Source organism: Naumannella cuiyingiana, assembly GCF_013408305.1.
Classification (GTDB): Bacteria; Actinomycetota; Actinomycetes; order Propionibacteriales; family Propionibacteriaceae; genus Naumannella; species Naumannella cuiyingiana.
Map to the genome: position 1 here is coordinate 324171 of NZ_JACBZS010000001.1, position 17070 is coordinate 341240.

Annotated in this window: 12 protein-coding genes, 1 tRNA gene and 1 pseudogene; 6 read left to right on the plus strand and 8 right to left on the minus strand. The window is 70.9% G+C overall.

Annotated elements, in window-relative coordinates; translation table 11 throughout:
* Positions 1–20: 20 nt before the first annotated feature.
* On the minus strand, positions 21–1571 hold the full coding sequence (locus GGQ54_RS01400; protein WP_218843607.1) for an ABC transporter substrate-binding protein: 1551 nt from the start codon (positions 1569–1571) through the stop codon (positions 21–23).
* A gap of 115 nt (positions 1572–1686) precedes the next feature.
* On the opposite strand from GGQ54_RS01400, the gene GGQ54_RS01405 reads away from it, so the two are divergent.
* The gene (locus tag GGQ54_RS01405) at positions 1687–2127 is read left to right on the plus strand and encodes a pyrimidine dimer DNA glycosylase/endonuclease V (RefSeq protein WP_179443759.1); all 441 of its coding nucleotides are present in this window, start codon (positions 1687–1689) and stop codon (positions 2125–2127) included.
* On the plus strand, positions 2117–2533 hold the full coding sequence (locus GGQ54_RS01410) for a PaaI family thioesterase (RefSeq protein ID WP_179443760.1): 417 nt from the start codon (positions 2117–2119) through the stop codon (positions 2531–2533). The genes GGQ54_RS01405 and GGQ54_RS01410 overlap by 11 nt, the downstream gene beginning before the upstream one ends.
* Here GGQ54_RS01410 and GGQ54_RS01415 read toward each other — a convergent pair whose 3' ends face one another.
* Positions 2534–3373 carry a hypothetical protein gene (locus GGQ54_RS01415; RefSeq protein WP_179443761.1) on the minus strand — a complete coding sequence of 280 codons (840 nt, stop codon included), beginning with the start codon at positions 3371–3373 and terminating at the stop codon, positions 2534–2536.
* 36 nt (positions 3374–3409) lie between these two features.
* A pseudogene (locus tag GGQ54_RS17725) lies at positions 3410–3511 on the minus strand (hypothetical protein); the annotation flags it as partial.
* 55 nt (positions 3512–3566) lie between these two features.
* Here GGQ54_RS17725 and GGQ54_RS01425 point away from each other — a divergent pair.
* Positions 3567–4403: an MFS transporter gene (locus GGQ54_RS01425; protein ID WP_179443762.1), complete on the plus strand. Its 837-nt coding sequence runs from the start codon at positions 3567–3569 to the stop codon at positions 4401–4403.
* 69 nt (positions 4404–4472) lie between these two features.
* Here the strand turns inward: GGQ54_RS01425 and rho are convergent, their stop codons facing one another.
* The 5 genes from rho to lysA all read right to left on the minus strand — a co-directional run bounded on the left by rho (position 4473) and on the right by lysA (position 11609).
* Positions 4473–6323: a transcription termination factor Rho gene (gene rho, locus GGQ54_RS01430; protein WP_246292781.1), complete on the minus strand. Its 1851-nt coding sequence runs from the start codon at positions 6321–6323 to the stop codon at positions 4473–4475.
* Between the two features lie 309 nt (positions 6324–6632).
* Positions 6633–7511, minus strand: coding sequence for a homoserine kinase (gene thrB, locus GGQ54_RS01435; RefSeq protein ID WP_425487413.1), 879 nt, complete (start codon positions 7509–7511; stop codon positions 6633–6635).
* A gap of 5 nt (positions 7512–7516) precedes the next feature.
* The gene (gene thrC / locus GGQ54_RS01440) at positions 7517–8593 is read right to left on the minus strand and encodes a threonine synthase (protein WP_179446362.1); all 1077 of its coding nucleotides are present in this window, start codon (positions 8591–8593) and stop codon (positions 7517–7519) included.
* Between the two features lie 151 nt (positions 8594–8744).
* The gene (locus GGQ54_RS01445; RefSeq protein WP_179443765.1) at positions 8745–10082 is read right to left on the minus strand and encodes a homoserine dehydrogenase; all 1338 of its coding nucleotides are present in this window, start codon (positions 10080–10082) and stop codon (positions 8745–8747) included.
* 126 nt (positions 10083–10208) lie between these two features.
* On the minus strand, positions 10209–11609 hold the full coding sequence (gene lysA, locus GGQ54_RS01450) for a diaminopimelate decarboxylase (protein WP_179443766.1): 1401 nt from the start codon (positions 11607–11609) through the stop codon (positions 10209–10211).
* Between the two features lie 101 nt (positions 11610–11710).
* On the opposite strand from lysA, the gene GGQ54_RS01455 reads away from it, so the two are divergent.
* From GGQ54_RS01455 to GGQ54_RS01465, 3 genes are all read left to right on the plus strand, one after another.
* Positions 11711–11782: transfer RNA gene (locus tag GGQ54_RS01455), tRNA-Arg, on the plus strand.
* A 19-nt stretch (positions 11783–11801) separates the two neighbouring features.
* Positions 11802–13130: a glycosyltransferase 87 family protein gene (locus GGQ54_RS01460; protein ID WP_179443767.1), complete on the plus strand. Its 1329-nt coding sequence runs from the start codon at positions 11802–11804 to the stop codon at positions 13128–13130.
* A gap of 48 nt (positions 13131–13178) precedes the next feature.
* Complete coding sequence (locus GGQ54_RS01465; protein ID WP_179443768.1) at positions 13179–17027, plus strand: multifunctional oxoglutarate decarboxylase/oxoglutarate dehydrogenase thiamine pyrophosphate-binding subunit/dihydrolipoyllysine-residue succinyltransferase subunit; 3849 nt, start codon at positions 13179–13181, stop codon at positions 17025–17027.
* Positions 17028–17070: the final 43 nt, after the last annotated feature.

Sequence of the window (17070 nt, forward strand, 5' to 3'; positions counted from 1 at the left end):
GACTCATGTGCGTACCAGACTCATGGGCGTACCAGGGAGGCGTACTGGAAGCGGAAACCAGACATCGGCAGGAATCGGCTCGGGCGCAGACCCTGGACCAGATTGGAATGGGCATCGACCTGTTGCTTGAAGAACGGGATCAGGTAGCCGCCGCGTTCGTACTCGATCCGCTGGGCCTCGCCCAGCAGTTCGGCCCGCCGGCCGGGATCCAGCTCGCGGCGCGCCCGGTCGATGATCGCGACGAACTCGGCGTCGTCGAAGTGCGTCTCGTTGTAGGGCGAGTCCTTCAGCGCGCACTGGGCCACCTGCGCGAGATAGTTGCGGGTGTTCCAGAAATCCATCGCGAAGTCCCACTGCAGGTAGCGCTCGCCGTAGAACACCGAAGAATCGGTGACCCGCAGCGCGACGTCGATGCCGCACGAGCGCGCCTGTTCGGCAAACACCTGCGCGGACTGCACGGCGCCCGAGCCGACCGCCGAGGAGGTGACCAGCTCGAGCTGCAGGTCCTCGCGGCCGGCCTTGCGGAGCAGGGACCGCACGCGCTCGGGATCTTGCTCGCGCTGTTCGAACCGGTCGCCGACGTAGGCGGGATCGAACGGTGAGTAGACGTCATTGGCGAGCGTGCCGTAGCCGCTGAGGGCCTGGTCGATCATCTGCTGCCGGTCGGCCGCCCACCGCAGCGCATTGCGCACGTCGACATCGCCCAGCAGCGCCACGTCGACGCGCATGGTGAACGGCATCCAGGCACCGGTCTCGGCGATCAGCGGGCTGACCCCCTGCCGCTGGACGGACTGGGCGAGATACTGCGGCAGCCCGTCGATGCTCTGCACCTGACCGGCCAACAGCGCGTTGACCTTCGCCGCGTCGTCGTTGAAGTCGTAGATGATCAGCTCGTCGACGAACGCGGGCGCGCGCCAGTAGCCGTCGAACCGACTGAAGACGCTGCGAGCGCCGGGGGCGAACTCGCGCGCGGCGAAGGGGCCGGTGCCGATCGGGGCCGCGGGATCGTAACCGGTCGGCACGATGCCCAGGGCGTAGTTGGCCAACAACTGGTCGACCTCGGCATAGGCCGAGTCCAGCGGCAGTTCGACCGTGCGGTCGTCGATCCGCCGGATCCGCGCCGGGTCCAGCATGCTCAGCTCGCTGGCGGCCGGCGACGGATTGTCCGGGTCCAGTGCGCGCTGGAGGCTGAAGATCACGTCGTCGGCGGTCATCGGCTTGCCGTTGTGGAAGATCACGTCCGGGCGCAGGCGGACCGTCCACACGGTCGCATCGGCGTTCGGCTCCACGCTCTCGGCCAGGCAGGGCTGGGCCTGGGCGTCGAAATCGAACTGGAACAACGGCTCGTAGAGATTGTTCACCCGAGCGATGTCCGGGGTGGTCACCGGGAAGTGCGCGTCGAGGGTGTCGTTCAGGCCGCCGCCGGTGGCGCCGTGGGCATAACGGCCGCCCGGCACCTGCGGAAGGTTCGGGTCGGGCGGCGCGGGCACGGTGCCGCCGCAACCGGCCAGCAGACCGGACGCACCGGCTGCTCCGGCCAGACCGAGGCGGACGAAGTCGCGGCGATCCATCTGCGCCCTCATCGACTCATCACCACCTCGCTTTGCTGCTGAGAAGCTAGGACGCGGCGTCCGGGAGGTCAAGGTTGGCCATTCTTCGGCGTGGCCGGGTGGCTACGGTGGTGGGGTGCGCCTGTGGTCCCTGCATCCCGAACTGCTCGACCGGCAGGGCCTGATCGCCGGCTGGCGCGAGGCGCTGCTCGCCCAGGCCGTGCTGGCCGGGCGTACCCGGGGCTATCGGCGCCATCCGCAGCTTGCCCGGTTCGCCGACCAGCGCGTACCGCAGCGCGAGATCGGCCGCTATCTGGTCGGCCTGGCCGACGAGGCCGACCGGCGCGGCTACCGCTTCGACCGCGCCCGCATCGACCGGCCCGGCCCGCCCGGCGGGCAGCTCACCGTGACCGATGGCCAGCTCGCGCTGGAGCACCGACACCTGATCACCAAGCTGGCGGCCCGCTCGCCGGAGCTGGTGGACGAGCTGGGCCCGGCCCGGGCACATCCGTTGTTCGTCGTGACATCCGGGCCACCGGCCGAGTGGGAACGGGTACGGTTCGATCATGAGCAATGACGCCGCAGCGCTCCCGTCGAGCGAGTTCCTGGACCTGATCGGGTTGGAGATCACCGAGAACACCGGCGACCGGTTGGCGGGGCATGTCGATCTTGGTCCGCAGCATCACCAGCCCTACGGGATCGTCCACGGTGGTGTGTTCTGCGCGATCATCGAAACGGCGGCCAGCGTCGGCGCCGCGACGGCGGTCGCCGATCAGGGGCTCGGCGTCGTCGGGGTGCACAATGCCACCGATTTTCTCCGTCCCGGACGGGCCGGTCGCGCGCAGGTGGTGGCCGAGCCGCTGCACCGCGGCCGCACCCAGCAACTGTGGCAGGTGATCATCACCGACGAGGCCAGCGGAAAGGCGCTCGCGCGGGGGCAGGTACGCCTGCACAACATCTCCCGCGACGCCGTCTCGCCCTAGCTAGCCGCAGGCCGGCTGCTCGGGCACCAGGGGCGAGACCAGCAGCCGGCGGGTCACGCGGCCGACCCGCCACTGGGTGGTCGGGTTGTCGCGCGCGGCGCGCAGGAGGGGCGCGACAACCTCGCCCGCCAGCTCCGCGCACCGGCCGCCGAGGGCGTCCGTCCCGGACGACAGCACCGCGTCGGGATCGGGACCGGGCCAGCGCGGGAGGCGCTGCCCGCCCACGTCGGTGGGCTCCGGCAGTTCCACCAGTCGGGCGCGGTCGGGGGCGAAGTCGCGGAAGGGCGCGTCACCGGGCAGCGCCCGCGCGCGTTCCAACAGCGCCCACAGTCGCGCCCGGTCGGTGCGCTGTTGTGCGGTCAGCCCGGTCAGCTCCGCATCGCGGGCCGGGTCGGCGAGGGCGTACACAGATATCTGTTGTGGCGGCCCGGCGGGGGCAATGCTGATCATGGTGACCGGCTGGTCGGTGATCGCCGGGGAGCCGTAGTCGATGCCGGCCAGCAGTCCGGAGGCCGCCGCCTGCTCGGCGAATCCGGCGACCGCGGCCGGGTCGACCGTCGCCACCTCGAGCTCCGGGGGCACGTCGCCGAGGGTGCGCTCCGGTCGCGGCCGGATCACGCGCCCGTCGCCGAAGATCGACAACGCCGGCACGTTGAATACCTGGTAGGAGACGGGGACCAGCCCCGGGGCGATGTGGATCCGGAACACCAACTGGTCGGGCGGCAGCGGCGACGCGGACGGCGGAGGCGGTGGATCGTCGGGGGTGACCGACCGGCCGCAGCCGCCGAGGCCCCCGAGGCCGACGGCGATGGCCCCGCCCAGTAACGCCCTGCGCTCCATCGGCCCATGGTGCCCGCCGGCGGGGTCGCCGCCGCGTCAGCCGCGAGCGGCCATCGACAGCAGCGACAGCCCGGCGTCGGAGGCAGAGCCCGGCTCCGCGCTCAGCAACAGCAGCCGCTGTCCCGGCCGGTCGCTGACCTCGAAGGACTCGAACCGAAGATCAAGATTTCCGAACTCCGGGTGCCGGAACTCCTTGTGCCACGGCGCCTATGTCGGGATCAGCGCGGCCCTGGCCGCCGAGTTGCTGCCCGAGGGACGCAAGGCCAAGGGGGTGGCGATGGTGTTCAGCGGGATCACGCTGGCGATCGTGCTCGGGCTGCCGATCGGCAACCTGCTCGGCAACCAGTTCGGCTGGCGGGCCACGTTCGCCGTGATGACCGGTATCGGCGTGATCGTGCTGATCGCATTGATCGCGTTCGTGCCGACCGGGCGGGGCGCCCCGAACGATCTGCGCACCGAGACGGGCTGGCTGCGTTCGGAGCAGGTCTGGCTGACCCTCGGGGTCAGCGTGCTCGGCTTCGGCGGGGTGTTCGGCGCGTTCTCGTATCTGGCCTACACGCTGAGCGCGGTCACCCGCCTCGGGCCGACGGCGATCGCCGGCCTGCTGCTGGTCTTCGGCGTCGGCACCTTTGCCGGCAACCTGCTCGGCGGGAGCGGGGTGGCCGGCCGGCTCGACGACCGGTTCCCGGTGATCGTCACGGCGGTCGTCGCGATGATCATGATCGGCTTCGGGCTGACCGCGGCCTGGCCGATCGCGGCGACGATCGGGGTCTTCGCGATGGGCGCGGTCGGGTTCAGCCTGACCCCGGCCACCCAGGCCCGGATCCTGACCTGGGCCGACGGCGCCGGTTTCGCCAGCAGCGCCAATATCGCGGCACTGAATCTGGGCAACTGGGTCGGGGCGACACTGGCCGGGTTGGCGTTGGACGGCGGCCACGGCGCCGCCTCGCCCCTGTTCGTCGGGGCGGCGATGACGCTGTGTGCGACCGGGTTGATGCTGTGGACGATCCGTCGCCGCCCTGAGCGGTGAGAGCGCAGACCGAACGACGGTCGGCCCCGGGCGATCCGCCCGGGGCCGACCGTCGTTCGGTCGATCCGATCAGTCGTCGTCGCGGTTCGGCGTGGTCTTTTGGATCTGCAACAAGAACTCGGTGTTGCTCTGCGTCTTCCGCATCCGGTTCAGCAGCGTCTCCAGCGCCTGCTGCCCGTCCAGCCCACTGAGCACGCGGCGCAGCTTCCAGACGATGCCCAGCTCCTCGCGGCTCATCAACAACTCTTCTCGCCGCGTCGAGGAGTTGACGTCGATGGCGGGGAAAACCCGCTTCTCGGCCAGTTCGCGACGCAACCGCAGCTCCATGTTGCCGGTGCCCTTGAACTCCTCGAAGATCACTTCGTCCATCTTCGAGCCGCTCTCGATCAGCGCGGTGGCAAGGATCGTCAGCGAGCCGCCGTTCTCGATGTTGCGCGCGGCACCGAAGAACTTCTTCGGCGGGTAGAGCGCGGCCGAGTCGACGCCGCCGGACAGGATCCGGCCCGACGCGGGAGCGGCCAGGTTGTACGCCCGACCGAGCCGGGTGATGCCGTCCAGCAGGACGACCACGTCGTGGCCGAGTTCGACCAGCCGCTTGGCGCGCTCGATCGCCAGCTCCGCGACGGTGGTGTGATCACCGGCGGGCCGGTCGAAGGTCGAGGAGATCACCTCGCCGGTCACGGTCCGCTCGAAGTCGGTGACCTCTTCCGGGCGCTCGTCGACGAGCACCACCATCAGGTGCACCTCGGGATTGTTGGTGGTGATCGCGTTGGCGATGTTCTGCATCACCATCGTCTTGCCGGCCTTGGCCGGGGAGACGATCAGGCCGCGCTGGCCCTTGCCGATCGGGGCGACCAGGTCGATGATCCGACCGGTCATGTTGGTCGGCGTCGTCTCCAGCCGCAGTCGCTCCTGCGGGTAGAGCGGGGTGAGCTTGCCGAACTCCGGGCGGTTCTTCGCGTTCTCCGGAGCGTCGCCGTTGATGGTCTCGATCCGGACCAGCGGGTTGAACTTCTCCTTGCGCTCGCCCTCCCGCGGTTCGCGGATGACGCCGGTCACGACGTCGCCCTTGCGCAGGCCGAACTTGCGGACCATCGACAGCGAGACGTAGGCGTCGTCGGAGCCCGGCAGGTAGCCGCTGGTCCGGACAAAGGCGTAGTTGTCCAGCACGTCGAGGATGCCGGAGACCTGGACCAGCACGTCGTCCTCGCTGATCACCGGATCGACCTCGAGGCGATCCATCCCGCCACGGCCGCGGCGGTTCTGCCGGTCGCGGTTGCGCCGGCGGCGACCGCGCCGGCCACCCCCGTCGTCATCGCGGTCGCGATTGCCGTTGTCCCGGTCGCGGTTCCGGTTCTCGTCGCGGTTCCGGTTCTCGTCGCGATTGCCGTTGTCCCGGTTGCGGTTCTCGTCGCGGCTGCGGTTCTCGTCGCGACTGCCGTTGTCCCGGTCGCGGCTGCGGTTCTCGTCGCGGCTGCGGTTCTCGTCGCGATTGCGGTTCTCGTTGCGGTTGCCTTCGCGGCGCTCGCCGTCCGGGCGACCCTCTGCGCCATCGGGGCGGTTGTCGCCGGCCTGGTCGCCGGTGCCGTTGCGACGCTGCTCGGAACGCTCGCGGGCCTGTCGGCGCGCCTCCTCGGCGCGCTCGTCCGCATCGGGCAGCGCCGCCTGGGCCGGTTCGTTGCGGGCCGGTTCGGTACGGGCCTGTTCGGTGCGGGCCGGTTCGGTTCGCGGCTGCTCGCTACGCGCGGCATCGGTGGCCGGGGCATCGGTGGGTGCGGCGGCTGCCCGGGGAGCCTGGCCGCCCGTCGGGGCCCCGCCCTGCGCGGCGCGAATGGCCGAGATCAGGTCTCCCTTGCGCATGGTGCCGGCGCCCTTCAGGCCGAGCTGGGAGGCGACCTTCTTGAGCTCGGGGAGCACCATGGCTTCCAGACCCGAACCCTTGCGCCGGCGGCTTCCCGCCGCGGCGCTCGTCGTCTCGGTGGTGTCCGTCACTTGTCCTTCTTTCTCGCGGCCGGGCATGGCCGCCTCGTTGTGCGGAGTGGACTCAGATTCCGCTGCTCAAGCCCCGACAGGGAACGACGCAGTGTCGCTTGGGATGAAGTCTGTGGCGAGGACCCTGGATCGAGATATCGCCGCGCCCGGCTTGACTGGGCGCCGAGTGATGTGGGCGTACCGACCATCACCGTCGCGTCCAGCGTAGCACCGGGGTGGGAGCGGATCGCAAACCGTTCAGTCCCCCGGCGTGCCGACGCTCGCCCCCGGGCCGGGCCGCAGCCGCCGCACCCGGAACCCGGTCGCCGGCGCAATGCCGGCCAGCTCGGCCGCCGTCCCGAGCACCACCACCGTCGGGCCGGCGCCCGAGACGACGGCCGCCGCGCCGGCGTCGCGCAGGCGCTCCACCAGCGCCGCCGAGGCCGGCATCAGCGGAGCCCGGTACGGCTGGTGCAGCCGGTCCCGGGTCGCGGCAAGCAACTCCTCCGGCGCCCCGGCCAGGGCATGCACCAGCAGGCCCGCGGCGCCGGCGTTCTCGGCAGCGTCGGTGTGTGGGACGGTCGGCGGGAGTACGCCGCGCGCCGCCCGGGTGGCGAGCGCGTCACCCGGGACGAAGGCCGCGCCGGCGACCCGCGGGTCCAGCGGCAGCCGCAGCACCCGGTCCTCCCCCGGCACCACCAGCGTCAGGCCGCCGAGCAGCGCCGGCGCCGCATTGTCCAGGTGGCCCTCGACGGCCCGGGCGCGCCGCAGCAACCAGCGCTCGTCGACCGGCCGGCCGGGTCGGGCCCACGTCCAGGCCGCGAGCAACCCGGCGACGACGGCCGCGGCCGAGGATCCCAGCCCCCGCGCGTGCGGGATGGCGTTCTCGGCCTCGAGCGCCACCGCTGGCGGAACCGGGCCGCCGAGGTCGCGCAGGGCCCCGAGCAGCGTGGCGATGATCAGATGGTCCGGACCGCGAGGCACGTCACCGGCACCCTCCCCGGTGACCTCGACGGCGTACTCGCGGGCAACCCGGACGCGCACCCGGTCGCACAGATCCCACGCCAGCCCCAGGCTGTCGAAGCCCGGGCCGAGGTTGGCCGAGGTGGCGGGAACCCGCAGCTCCAGGGGCGGCAGCTCGCTCAACTGGCCAGCCCCAGCACCTCGGCGACCGCGGCCGCCTCGGCCGGCAAGATGTCGGGGGCGACCTCGCGACCGCGCATCGCGGTGTCGATGTCCTTCAGCCCGTTCCCCGTGCAGGTGACGACGATCCGGCGCCCCGGGCGAAGCTCGCCGGCCGCATAGGCCGCGAGCAGACCCGCCACGCCGCTCGCCGACGCGGGCTCGACGAAGATCCCCTCGCGCGAGGCCAGCAGCGACTGCGCGGCGAGGATCTCTTCGTCGGTGACCGCACCGAAGCGCCCGCCGGACTCGGTGACCGCGCGCCGGGCCAGCTCGCCCGAGGCCGGATTGCCGATCCGGATCGCCGTCGCGACCGTGTCGGGCTCGAGGATCGGATGCCCGGCGACGAGCGGCGCGGCACCCGCCGCCTGGAATCCCCACATCGCGGGTGTCCGGGTCGCCCGCTCGTCGGCGGCGTACTCCCGATAGCCCATCCAGTACGCGGAGATGTTCCCGGCATTGCCGACCGGCAGGACGTGCAGATCCGGCGCGTCGCCGAGCGCGTCGACGATCTCGAAGGCCGCCGTCTTCTGGCCCTCCAGGCGATCGGGATTGACCGAGTTCACCAGCGCGACCGGATAGGCCTCCGACAGCTTGCGAGTCACCTCCAGGCAGTCGTCGAAGTTGCCGTCCACCTGCACGATCTCGGCACCGTGCACCACCGCCTGGGCGAGCTTCCCGGTCGCGATCCGCCCGGCCGGCAGCAGGACCAGCGCGCGCAGCCCGGCGCGAGCGGCATAGGCCGCCGCCGAGGCCGAGGTGTTGCCGGTGGAGGCGCAGACCACCGCGTTCGCCCCGTCGGCCACGGCCCGGCTGATCGCCACCGTCATGCCGCGGTCCTTGAAGGATCCCGTCGGGTTCGCCCCCTCGACCTTGATCCAGACCTCGCAGGCGAGCCGGTCGGACAGGTGGTCCGCCCGCACCAGCGGGGTCCCGCCTTCCCCCAGGCTGATCACCGGGTCCTCGTCGCCGATCGGCAAGCGGTCCCGATAGCGGGCGATCAGCCCGTTGGTGGTCGCCCTCGATGCGTCGCCCATCGCGGCTGCCTCCTCTTTGATCATCTTCTGGTTGATCACCTTCTGGTGATCATCTTCTTGTTGATCAAGCTCTTCCTGACCAGCGTCCCCCGACCGATCCGGGTTTGATCGATCCGTGATTGATCAGTCCGGCACCCCGGCCCGGATCCGGTCACGGGGTGGTCATGCCCTCCACCCGCATCACGCTGAGCACCTCGTGCACCGCCGGCAGGTCGGACAGGGCCGTGACGCAGGCGCTCAACGCCGCGTCGGGTGCGGGATGGGTGACCACCACAATCCGGGCCTCGGCCCCGTCGCCCGGGCTGGTCACCTGGCGCAGGGTCTGCACGGACACATCGTGCTCGGCGAAGCAGTTCGCGATGGCGGCCAGCACGCCGGCCCGGTCGTCGACCTCGAGGCTCAGGTGGTAGCGGGTGACCACCTCGCCGATGCTGCGCACCGGTCGCCTCGCATAGCTGGATTCCCCGGGACCCGAGGTCTCGCGGACCCGGTTGCGGGCCACGGTGACAAGATCGCCGAGAACGGCCGAGGCGGTGGGGCTACCGCCGGCGCCCGGGCCGTAGAACATCAGTTGCCCGGCCGAGCGGGACTGCACGAAGACCGCGTTGTACGCCCCGCCGACGGAGGCGAGCGGATGCGAGTCCGGGATCATCGCCGGGTGCACGCGGGCGTTGATCGTCGCGTCCGCCCCGTCCCCGGACAACTCACAGATCGCCAGCAGTTTCACCACGCAACCCATGTCGCGAGCCGAGGCGATGTCGCTGCGGGTGACCTCGGTGATCCCCTCGCGGTGCACATCGGCGCCGGAAACCCGGCTGTGGAAGGCGAGTCCGGCCAGGATCGCGGCCTTGGCGGCCGCGTCGAAGCCCTCGACGTCGGCGGTCGGATCGGCCTCGGCATAGCCGAGCGCCTGGGCCTCGGCGAGCACATCGGCGTACCCGGCGCCCTGGCTGTGCATCTTGTCGAGGATGAAGTTCGTGGTGCCGTTGACGATGCCCATCACCTGGGTGATCTCGTCGCCGACCAGCGATTCGCGCAGCGGCCGGATGATCGGGATCGCGCCCGCGACCGCCGCCTCGAAGTAGAGATCGACACCGGCCTGCTCGGCCGCGGCGAACAGGCTCGCGCCGTCCTCGGCCAGCAGCGCCTTGTTCGCGGTGATCACCGAGGCACCATGATCGATCGCGGAGGTGATCAAGGACCGGGCGGGCTCGATCCCACCGATCAGCTCGATCACGATGTCCACGTCGTCGCGGGCGACCAGCGCAGCGGTGTCGGTGGTGAACAGCGCGGGGTCGATGCCGGGGCGCTCGATCCCGGTCCGGCGTACCCCGATCCCGACCAGCTCCAGTGGCCGGCCGATCCGCGCGCGCAGATCGTCTGCGGAGCCCGTGATCAGGCGCGCCACCTCGGAGCCGACGACCCCGCAGCCGAGCAGGGCGATCCGCAGGGGCTCCCCGGCGGCCGGCGGCTGGCGGGACTCGGTCATCGTCTGGCTCCATTTGTTCGTGGGCCCGGGCTCGCGGGTTCACCGTCCGCCGATTCGGGAAGGGGTGCGATGCCGATCCTCGCCGGGGCGCCACCCGAGGCGCACCTTAGTATCAGCATCCGGGATTCAACCAACGTCCAGCGCGAGCAGGTCGTCGACGGTCTCGCGGCGGACCAGGGTGCGCCACTCGCCGTCGGCGGCGGCGATCACCGGCGGCCGCGGCACGTGGTTGTAGTTGCTCGCCATCGATCGGGCGTACGCCCCGGCGCCGGGCACCGCGATCAGGTCGCCCGGCACGATGTCGCCGGGCAGGAACTCGTCGCGGACGACGATGTCGCCCGATTCGCAGTGTTTGCCGACGACCCGACAGAGCACCGGCGGCGCGTCGGAGGCGCGGTTGGCCAGGGTCGCCGAGTACTCCGCGGCGTACAGCGCCGTGCGGATGTTGTCGCTCATCCCCCCGTCCACCGACAGATAGGTACGCACGCCGCCGCCGGACAGCGTCACCGGCTTGACCGTGCCGACCTCGTACAGCATGAACGCCGCCGGGCCGCTGATCGCGCGGCCAGGCTCGATCGACAGTTCCGGTACGCCGATCCCCCGCGCCGCGCACTCGGCCCGCACCAGCGCCGCGAGCTCGTCGGCGAGCTGCTGCGGCGGGGCCGGGTCGTCGAGGGTCGTGTAGGCGATCCCGAACCCGCCACCGAGGTCGAGCTCGGGCAGTTCGCGGCCCGTCCGGGAAGCGATGTCGGCGAGCATGCCGACCGTGCGACGGACTGCGATCTCGAAGCCGGAGGTCTCGAAGATCTGCGAGCCGATGTGGGAGTGAATGCCCCGCAGGTCGATCCCGGGCGCCGCCAGGCACGACTCGACCGCCGCCATCGCCTCCCCCGTCACCAGCGAGAAGCCGAACTTCTGGTCCTCGTGGGCCGTCGCGATGTACTCGTGGGTGTGCGCCTCGACGCCGACGGTGACCCGGATCAGCACCGGGGCCCGTACGCCGCGCTCGGCGGCGAGCGCGGACAGGCGTTCCAGCTCGATGGTCGAGTCGACCACGATCCGGCCGACCCCGGCATCGAGCGCGGCGGCCAGCTCGGCCACCGACTTGTTGTTCCCGTGGAAGCCGATCCGCGCGGGGTCGACGCCGGCGCGCAGGGCGACGGCGAGTTCGCCACCGGTACACACGTCCAGCGACAGCCCCTCCTCGGCGACCCAGCGGGCGACCGCGGTGCACAGGAAGGACTTGCCGGCGTAGTAGACCTGCCAGCCGGCGAAGGCATCGGCGAACGCGCGGGCGCGGGCCCGCAGGTCGGCCTCGTCGAAGACATAGGCCGGCGTACCGGCCTCGGCCGCCAGCCGGGTGACCCCGATCCCCGCCACCTCCAGCTCGCCCGAGGGCGATCGCGTCACCCCCCGGGCCCACAACTGGGGCAGGAGTGCGTTGACGTCGTCGGGCCGGCGCAGCCAGCCCGGAGCCGGCGCGGAGACGTCGGCGTGGATCGACCCCGCGACATGGGTGTGGCTCATGCGTCGAATGCTACAAACGCCGCCACCGCCGGGCGCACGGCCCGCGCCGGGTGAGATGTGCCCGCGACGGCCCCGGTTTGCTACAGTGCACTTCGCGCTGAGCCCCCGTAGCTCAGGGGATAGAGCACCGCCCTCCGGAGGCGGGTGCGAAGGTTCGAATCCTTCCGGGGGCGCTTGCTAGGGTCGCCGATCGTGAGCGACCGGCCACCCGCCCCGCCGCGCCATCGCGGCCGTCTGTTGACCGTGGTCGTGATCTCCCAGTTGCTGTCGTCGGCGATCACGTGGCTGACCTGGGCGAAGTTCCGTGGGCGCGAGTTCGGTGACACCCGCTACTACTTCGACTCGCTGACCTCGATTGCCGATCACGGGCTGGTCGCGGGCATCCGGGAGGCGATGCCGGAGTACCCGGTCCCGGCGGTCTGGGTGCTCGACCTGCCCCGACTGCTCTCCGACGGCAGCGTCGAGGGCTATCGGGACGCCTTCGTCGTTCTGGTCGCCCTGCTCGGCGTCGCGTTCACCGCGATCCTCTGGCTGGCGGGGGTACGCCGGGGCGATCACCGCGCCGGCGCCCTGGCAGCGGTGCTGTGGTGCTTCTTCTGCGCCGGGCTCGGCTCGGTGTTGTGGCTGCGCATCGATCTGCTGCTCGGGGTGCTGCTGGGCACCGTCGTCGTGGTGGCCGCGCGCCACCCGGGAGTCGCGGGAGCCCTGGTCGCCGCGGCGGCCTGGCTGCGGATCTGGCCCGCCGTGCTGGCGCTGCCGCTGCTCGCCGAACGCCGCCGCTGGCGGCACGCCGCCGCCGGATTCGCGCTGACTGCCGGTGCCGTCGGGATCGTCGCGCTGCTCATCGCCGGGCCGACGCGGCTGCTCTCGCCGCTGTCCTACCAGTCCGGCCGCGGGCTGCACGTGGAATCGGTGCCGGCGATCCCCCTGGTGATCGCCCGGATGTCCGATCCGCCGCAGTGGCCGGTGCGCTACACCGAGTGGAAGGCGTTCGAGATCTTCGGACCCGGCCGGGAGGAGGTGCTGGCGCTCGCCGATGTCGCGAGCATCCTCGGCGTCGCTGCTTGTCTCGGCCTGGTCGGGCTGACGGCCTGGCGGATGCGCGGCGGCCGCGACCCGACACCCGCGTTCACTCTCGCTGTCCTGGTCGTCGCGATCACCTGCATCGTGCTGGTGGTGAACAAGACGCTCAGCCCGCAATACATCGCGTGGCTCGGCGCGCCCGTCGCCGCTGCCGTGCTCGTCGCCGACGACGAGCAGCGCGGGCCGGCGGTGCGCTGGATGGCCCTGGCCTGCCTGGTCGCCGTGCTCACCCAACTGGTCTTCCCGCTCACCTACAGCGACCTGACCATGACCCGCGAGGCGGAGAACATGACGCTGCCGGGTGCCGCCCTGCTCGGCCGCAATCTGGTCCTGGTCTGGCTCACCCTCGATGTCGCTTGGTACGCGGTGCGGAGGGCGTGGCCGAAGGGGCCGGAAAAAGCCGCCGACGCGGGGCGTACCACTGCACCGCTGGTCTGATCGGTCGAGTAACATCGACGGCGGCGGATCGCGCACCGCCCCGTGTCAATGACGCAACCTTGGAAGAAGGCGATTGTGGCCACCGCGCCCGACCAGAAGACAACTGAAGCAGTGGACGAATTCGGCGCCAACGACTGGCTCGCCGAGGAGATGTACGAGCGCTACTCGGCCGACCCGACTTCGGTCGACAAGCAGTGGCAGGACTTCTTCGCGGCCCGCGCCGGTGCGAACGGCGCCCCGACCGGCTCGGCGTCGGCCAAGCAGCCCGCCGCCGAGCCCGCGACGCCGAAGAAGAAGCCCGCCCCGAAGACCGCTGCCGCGCCGACCGAGCAGCAGGCACCCGCGGCCACCAACGCCCCCGCGACCAACGCCCCCGCGACCACCAACGGGTCGGCCAAGCCGAAGGCCCGGGTCGAGCCGCCGAACACCGTGCGCGAGCCGCGGCCCGCCAAGCCCGGCACCCCGGGCGGCGTACCGGCCGATCCGCCCAATCCGACCGTCCGGGAGGCCAGCGAGGCCAAGGAGTCGAGCCAGGTCGCGCTGCGCGGCGCCGCCGCCCGCGCGGTGAAGAACATGGATGCGTCGCTGACCGTCCCCACCGCCACCTCGGTCCGCGCCATCCCGATGAAGTTGATCACCGACCAGCGCGTGGTGATCAACAACCACCTGCGCCGGGCCCGCGGCGGCAAGGTCTCCTTCACCCACATCCTCGGCTGGGCGCTGGTCAAGGCGGCCCAGCAGGTGCCGGCGATGAACAACGCCTTCGCCGAGGCCGACGGCAAGCCGATGCTCGTCGAGCCGGCCCACATCAACCTCGGCCTCGCGATCGACCTGCCCGGCAAGGACGGCAACCGCCAGCTCCTGGTGCCGTCGATCAAGGGCACCGAACAGCTCGATTTCGCGCAGTTCTGGGCGGCGTACGAGACGCTGGTCAAGAAGGCGCGCGACGGCAAGCTGACGCTGGAGGACTTCCAGGGCACCACGATCACCCTGACCAACCCGGGCACGATCGGCACCAACCACTCGGTGCCGCGGTTGATGAACGGCCAGGGCGCGATCATCGGCGTCGGTTCGATCGGCTACCCGCCGGAGTACGCCGGCACCGACCCCGAGCGGCTGAACGACCTCGGGGTCTCCAAGATCCTCACTCTGACCTCCACCTACGACCATCGGATCATCCAGGGCGCGGTGTCCGGCGAGTTCCTCGCCCAGATGGAACGCATCCTGCTCAGCGACGAGTTCTACGACGAGATCTTCGCCTCGCTGCGGATCCCCTACGAGCCGATCCGCTGGGCGCCCGACCGCAGCGCCCACCACGAGGACCAGGTCTCCAAGCAGGCCCGGGTCTTCGAGTTGATCAACGCCTATCGCAGCCGCGGCCACCTGATGGCCGACACGGATCCGGTCGAGTACCGGATGCGCAACCACCCCGATCTCGACGTGCAGACGCACGGGCTGACGCTGTGGGATCTCGACCGCGAGTTCGCCACCGGCTCCTTCGGCGGCCCGAGCCGCCCGTTGATGAAGCTGCGCGACATCCTCGGCGTGCTGCGCGACTCCTACTGCCGTCAGATCGGCATCGAGTACATGTACATCGCCGACCCGGAGCAGCGCCGCTGGATCCAGGACCGGGTCGAGAAGCCGCACGAGTCGCTGCCCCGCGAGGAGCACCTGCGGGTGCTGGACAAGCTCAACGAGGCCGAGGTCTTCGAGCACTTCCTGCAGACCAAGTACGTGGGCCAGAAGCGGTTCTCGCTGGAGGGCAGCGAGTCGACCATCGTGATGCTCGACGAGATCTGCGAGCAGGCGGCGATGGACGGCCTGGACGAGGTGGCGATCGGCATGCCGCACCGCGGCCGGCTGAACGTGCTGGCCAATGTGGTCGGCAAGTCCTACGGGCAGATCTTCCGCGAGTTCGAGGGCAACATCGACCCGCGCTCGGTGCAGGGCTCGGGCGATGTGAAGTACCACCTCGGCGCCGAGGGCCACTTCACCGCGCTCGACGGCTCGACGATCAAGACCTCGGTGGCCGCCAATCCCAGCCACCTGGAGGCCGTCGATCCGGTGCTCGAGGGAATCGCGCGCGCCAAGCAGGACATCTTGGACAAGGGCACCGACTTCCCCGTCCTGCCGCTGCTGATGCACGGCGACGCGGCCTTCGCCGGTCAGGGCGTGGTGATGGAGGTGTTGCAGATGTCGCAACTGCGCGGCTACCGCACCGGCGGCACCATCCATCTGGTCGTCAACAACCAGGTCGGTTTCACCACCTCGCCGACCGAGTCGCGCTCGTCGCTGTACTCGACCGATGTCGCGAAGACGATCCAGGCACCGGTCTTCCACGTCAACGGCGACGACCCCGAGGCCGTGGTCCGCGTCGCCCGGCTGGCCTTCGACTTCCGCAAGGCATTCAACAAGGACGTGGTGATCGACCTGATCTCCTACCGCCGGCGCGGGCACAACGAGGGCGATGACCCGAGCTTCACCCAGCCGCTGATGTATGACCTGATCGAGAACAAGCGCAGCGTCCGCAAGCTGTACGCCGAGGCGCTGGTCGGCCGGGGCGAGATCTCCATCGAGGACGCCGAGGCGGCGATGAAGCGCTTCCAGAAGCGGCTGGAGGAGGTCTTCTCCGAGGTCCGCGAGGGCGGCTCGGTGCCCGAGGACGAACCGGAGTACCGCCGCGTTCCGAACTACCCGAAGAAGGCCGGATCCAATCTCGGCACCTCGGTGGACGCCTCGGTGCTGCAGACGATCGCGGAGGCCCACACGAACGTGCCGGACGGGTTCACCGTGCATCCGAAGGTCGATCCGCAGTTGAAGCGGCGGGCGAAGGCGATGGTCGAGGGGCCGATCGACTGGGCCTCGGCGGAGCTGTTGGCCTTCGGTTCGCTGCTGCTCGAGGGTCGTCCGGTACGCCTGACCGGGCAGGACTCCCGGCGCGGAACGTTCACCCAGCGGTTCGCCGCGGTGATCGACCGCCGCAACGGGGACGCCTGGGTGCCGCTGCGCAACATGGCCGAGGACCAGGGCAAGTTCATGATCTTCGACTCCCCGCTCAGCGAGTACGGGGTGATGGGCTTCGAGTACGGCTACTCGGTCGCCCGCCCCGAGGCGCTGGTGCTCTGGGAGGCCCAGTTCGGCGACTTCGTCAACGGCGGGCAGATCATCTCCGACGAGTTCTTCGCCGCCGGGGAGGCCAAGTGGGGCCAGAAGTCCGGCGTGGTGCTGCTGTTGCCGCACGGCTACGAGGGCCAGGGGCCGGATCACTCGTCTGCGCGGCTGGAGCGCTGGCTGCAGCTCGCCGCAGAGGACGCGTTCCGGATCGCGCAGCCCTCGACCCCGGCCAGCTACTTCCACCTGCTGCGCGACCAGGCCTTCGCCGACGCGCACCGGCCGCTGGTGGTGGCAACGCCGAAGTCGATGCTGCGCAACAAGCTGGCGACGTCGCAGCCGAGCGACTTCACCGACAACACCTGGAAGCCCGTGCTGACCGACCAGACGATCACGGACCCGAGCAAGGTGTCCCGGGTGCTGCTCTGCTCGGGCAAGGTGCGCTGGGACCTGGTCAAGGCTCGGGAGAAGGCGGGCCTGGAGGGCGAGGTGGCGATCATCGCGCTGGAGCAGCTCTACCCGCTGCCGACCGACGGGATCGTCGAGGCGCTCGCGCCCTATTCCCAGGTCACGGACTTCCGCTGGGTCCAGGACGAGCCGGAGAACCAGGGCCCGTGGCCCTTCATCGCGCTGCACCTGGCCGAGAAGGTCGCCGCCAGCGGCGAGCTGCCCAAGGTGCGGTTGCAGAAGGTGACGCGGCCGGCCTCGTCGGCCCCCGCGGTCGGCGTACACAAGGCCTCGGACGACCAGTCCAAGGACCTGATGCGTCGCGCGCTGGAGGCCTGAGCAGGTAACAACTGGGTCGCAACCGCCCCGGGCCGACCACGCG

What these genes read in the sequence shown, in the direction of transcription:
- GGQ54_RS01400 (WP_218843607.1), bottom strand. Translation starts at nt 1,571, where the DNA reads ATGGATCGCCGCGACTTCGTCCGCCTCGGTCTGGCCGGAGCAGCCGGT.
- GGQ54_RS01410 (WP_179443760.1), top strand. Translation starts at nt 2,117, where the DNA reads ATGAGCAATGACGCCGCAGCGCTCCCGTCGAGCGAGTTCCTGGACCTG.
- GGQ54_RS01415 (WP_179443761.1), bottom strand. Translation starts at nt 3,373, where the DNA reads ATGGAGCGCAGGGCGTTACTGGGCGGGGCCATCGCCGTCGGCCTCGGG.
- rho (WP_246292781.1), bottom strand. Translation starts at nt 6,323, where the DNA reads ATGGTGCTCCCCGAGCTCAAGAAGGTCGCCTCCCAGCTCGGCCTGAAG.
- thrC (WP_179446362.1), bottom strand. Translation starts at nt 8,593, where the DNA reads ATGGGCGACGCATCGAGGGCGACCACCAACGGGCTGATCGCCCGCTAT.
- GGQ54_RS01445 (WP_179443765.1), bottom strand. Translation starts at nt 10,082, where the DNA reads ATGACCGAGTCCCGCCAGCCGCCGGCCGCCGGGGAGCCCCTGCGGATC.
- lysA (WP_179443766.1), bottom strand. Translation starts at nt 11,609, where the DNA reads ATGAGCCACACCCATGTCGCGGGGTCGATCCACGCCGACGTCTCCGCG.
- GGQ54_RS01465 (WP_179443768.1), top strand. Translation starts at nt 13,179, where the DNA reads ATGACGCAACCTTGGAAGAAGGCGATTGTGGCCACCGCGCCCGACCAG.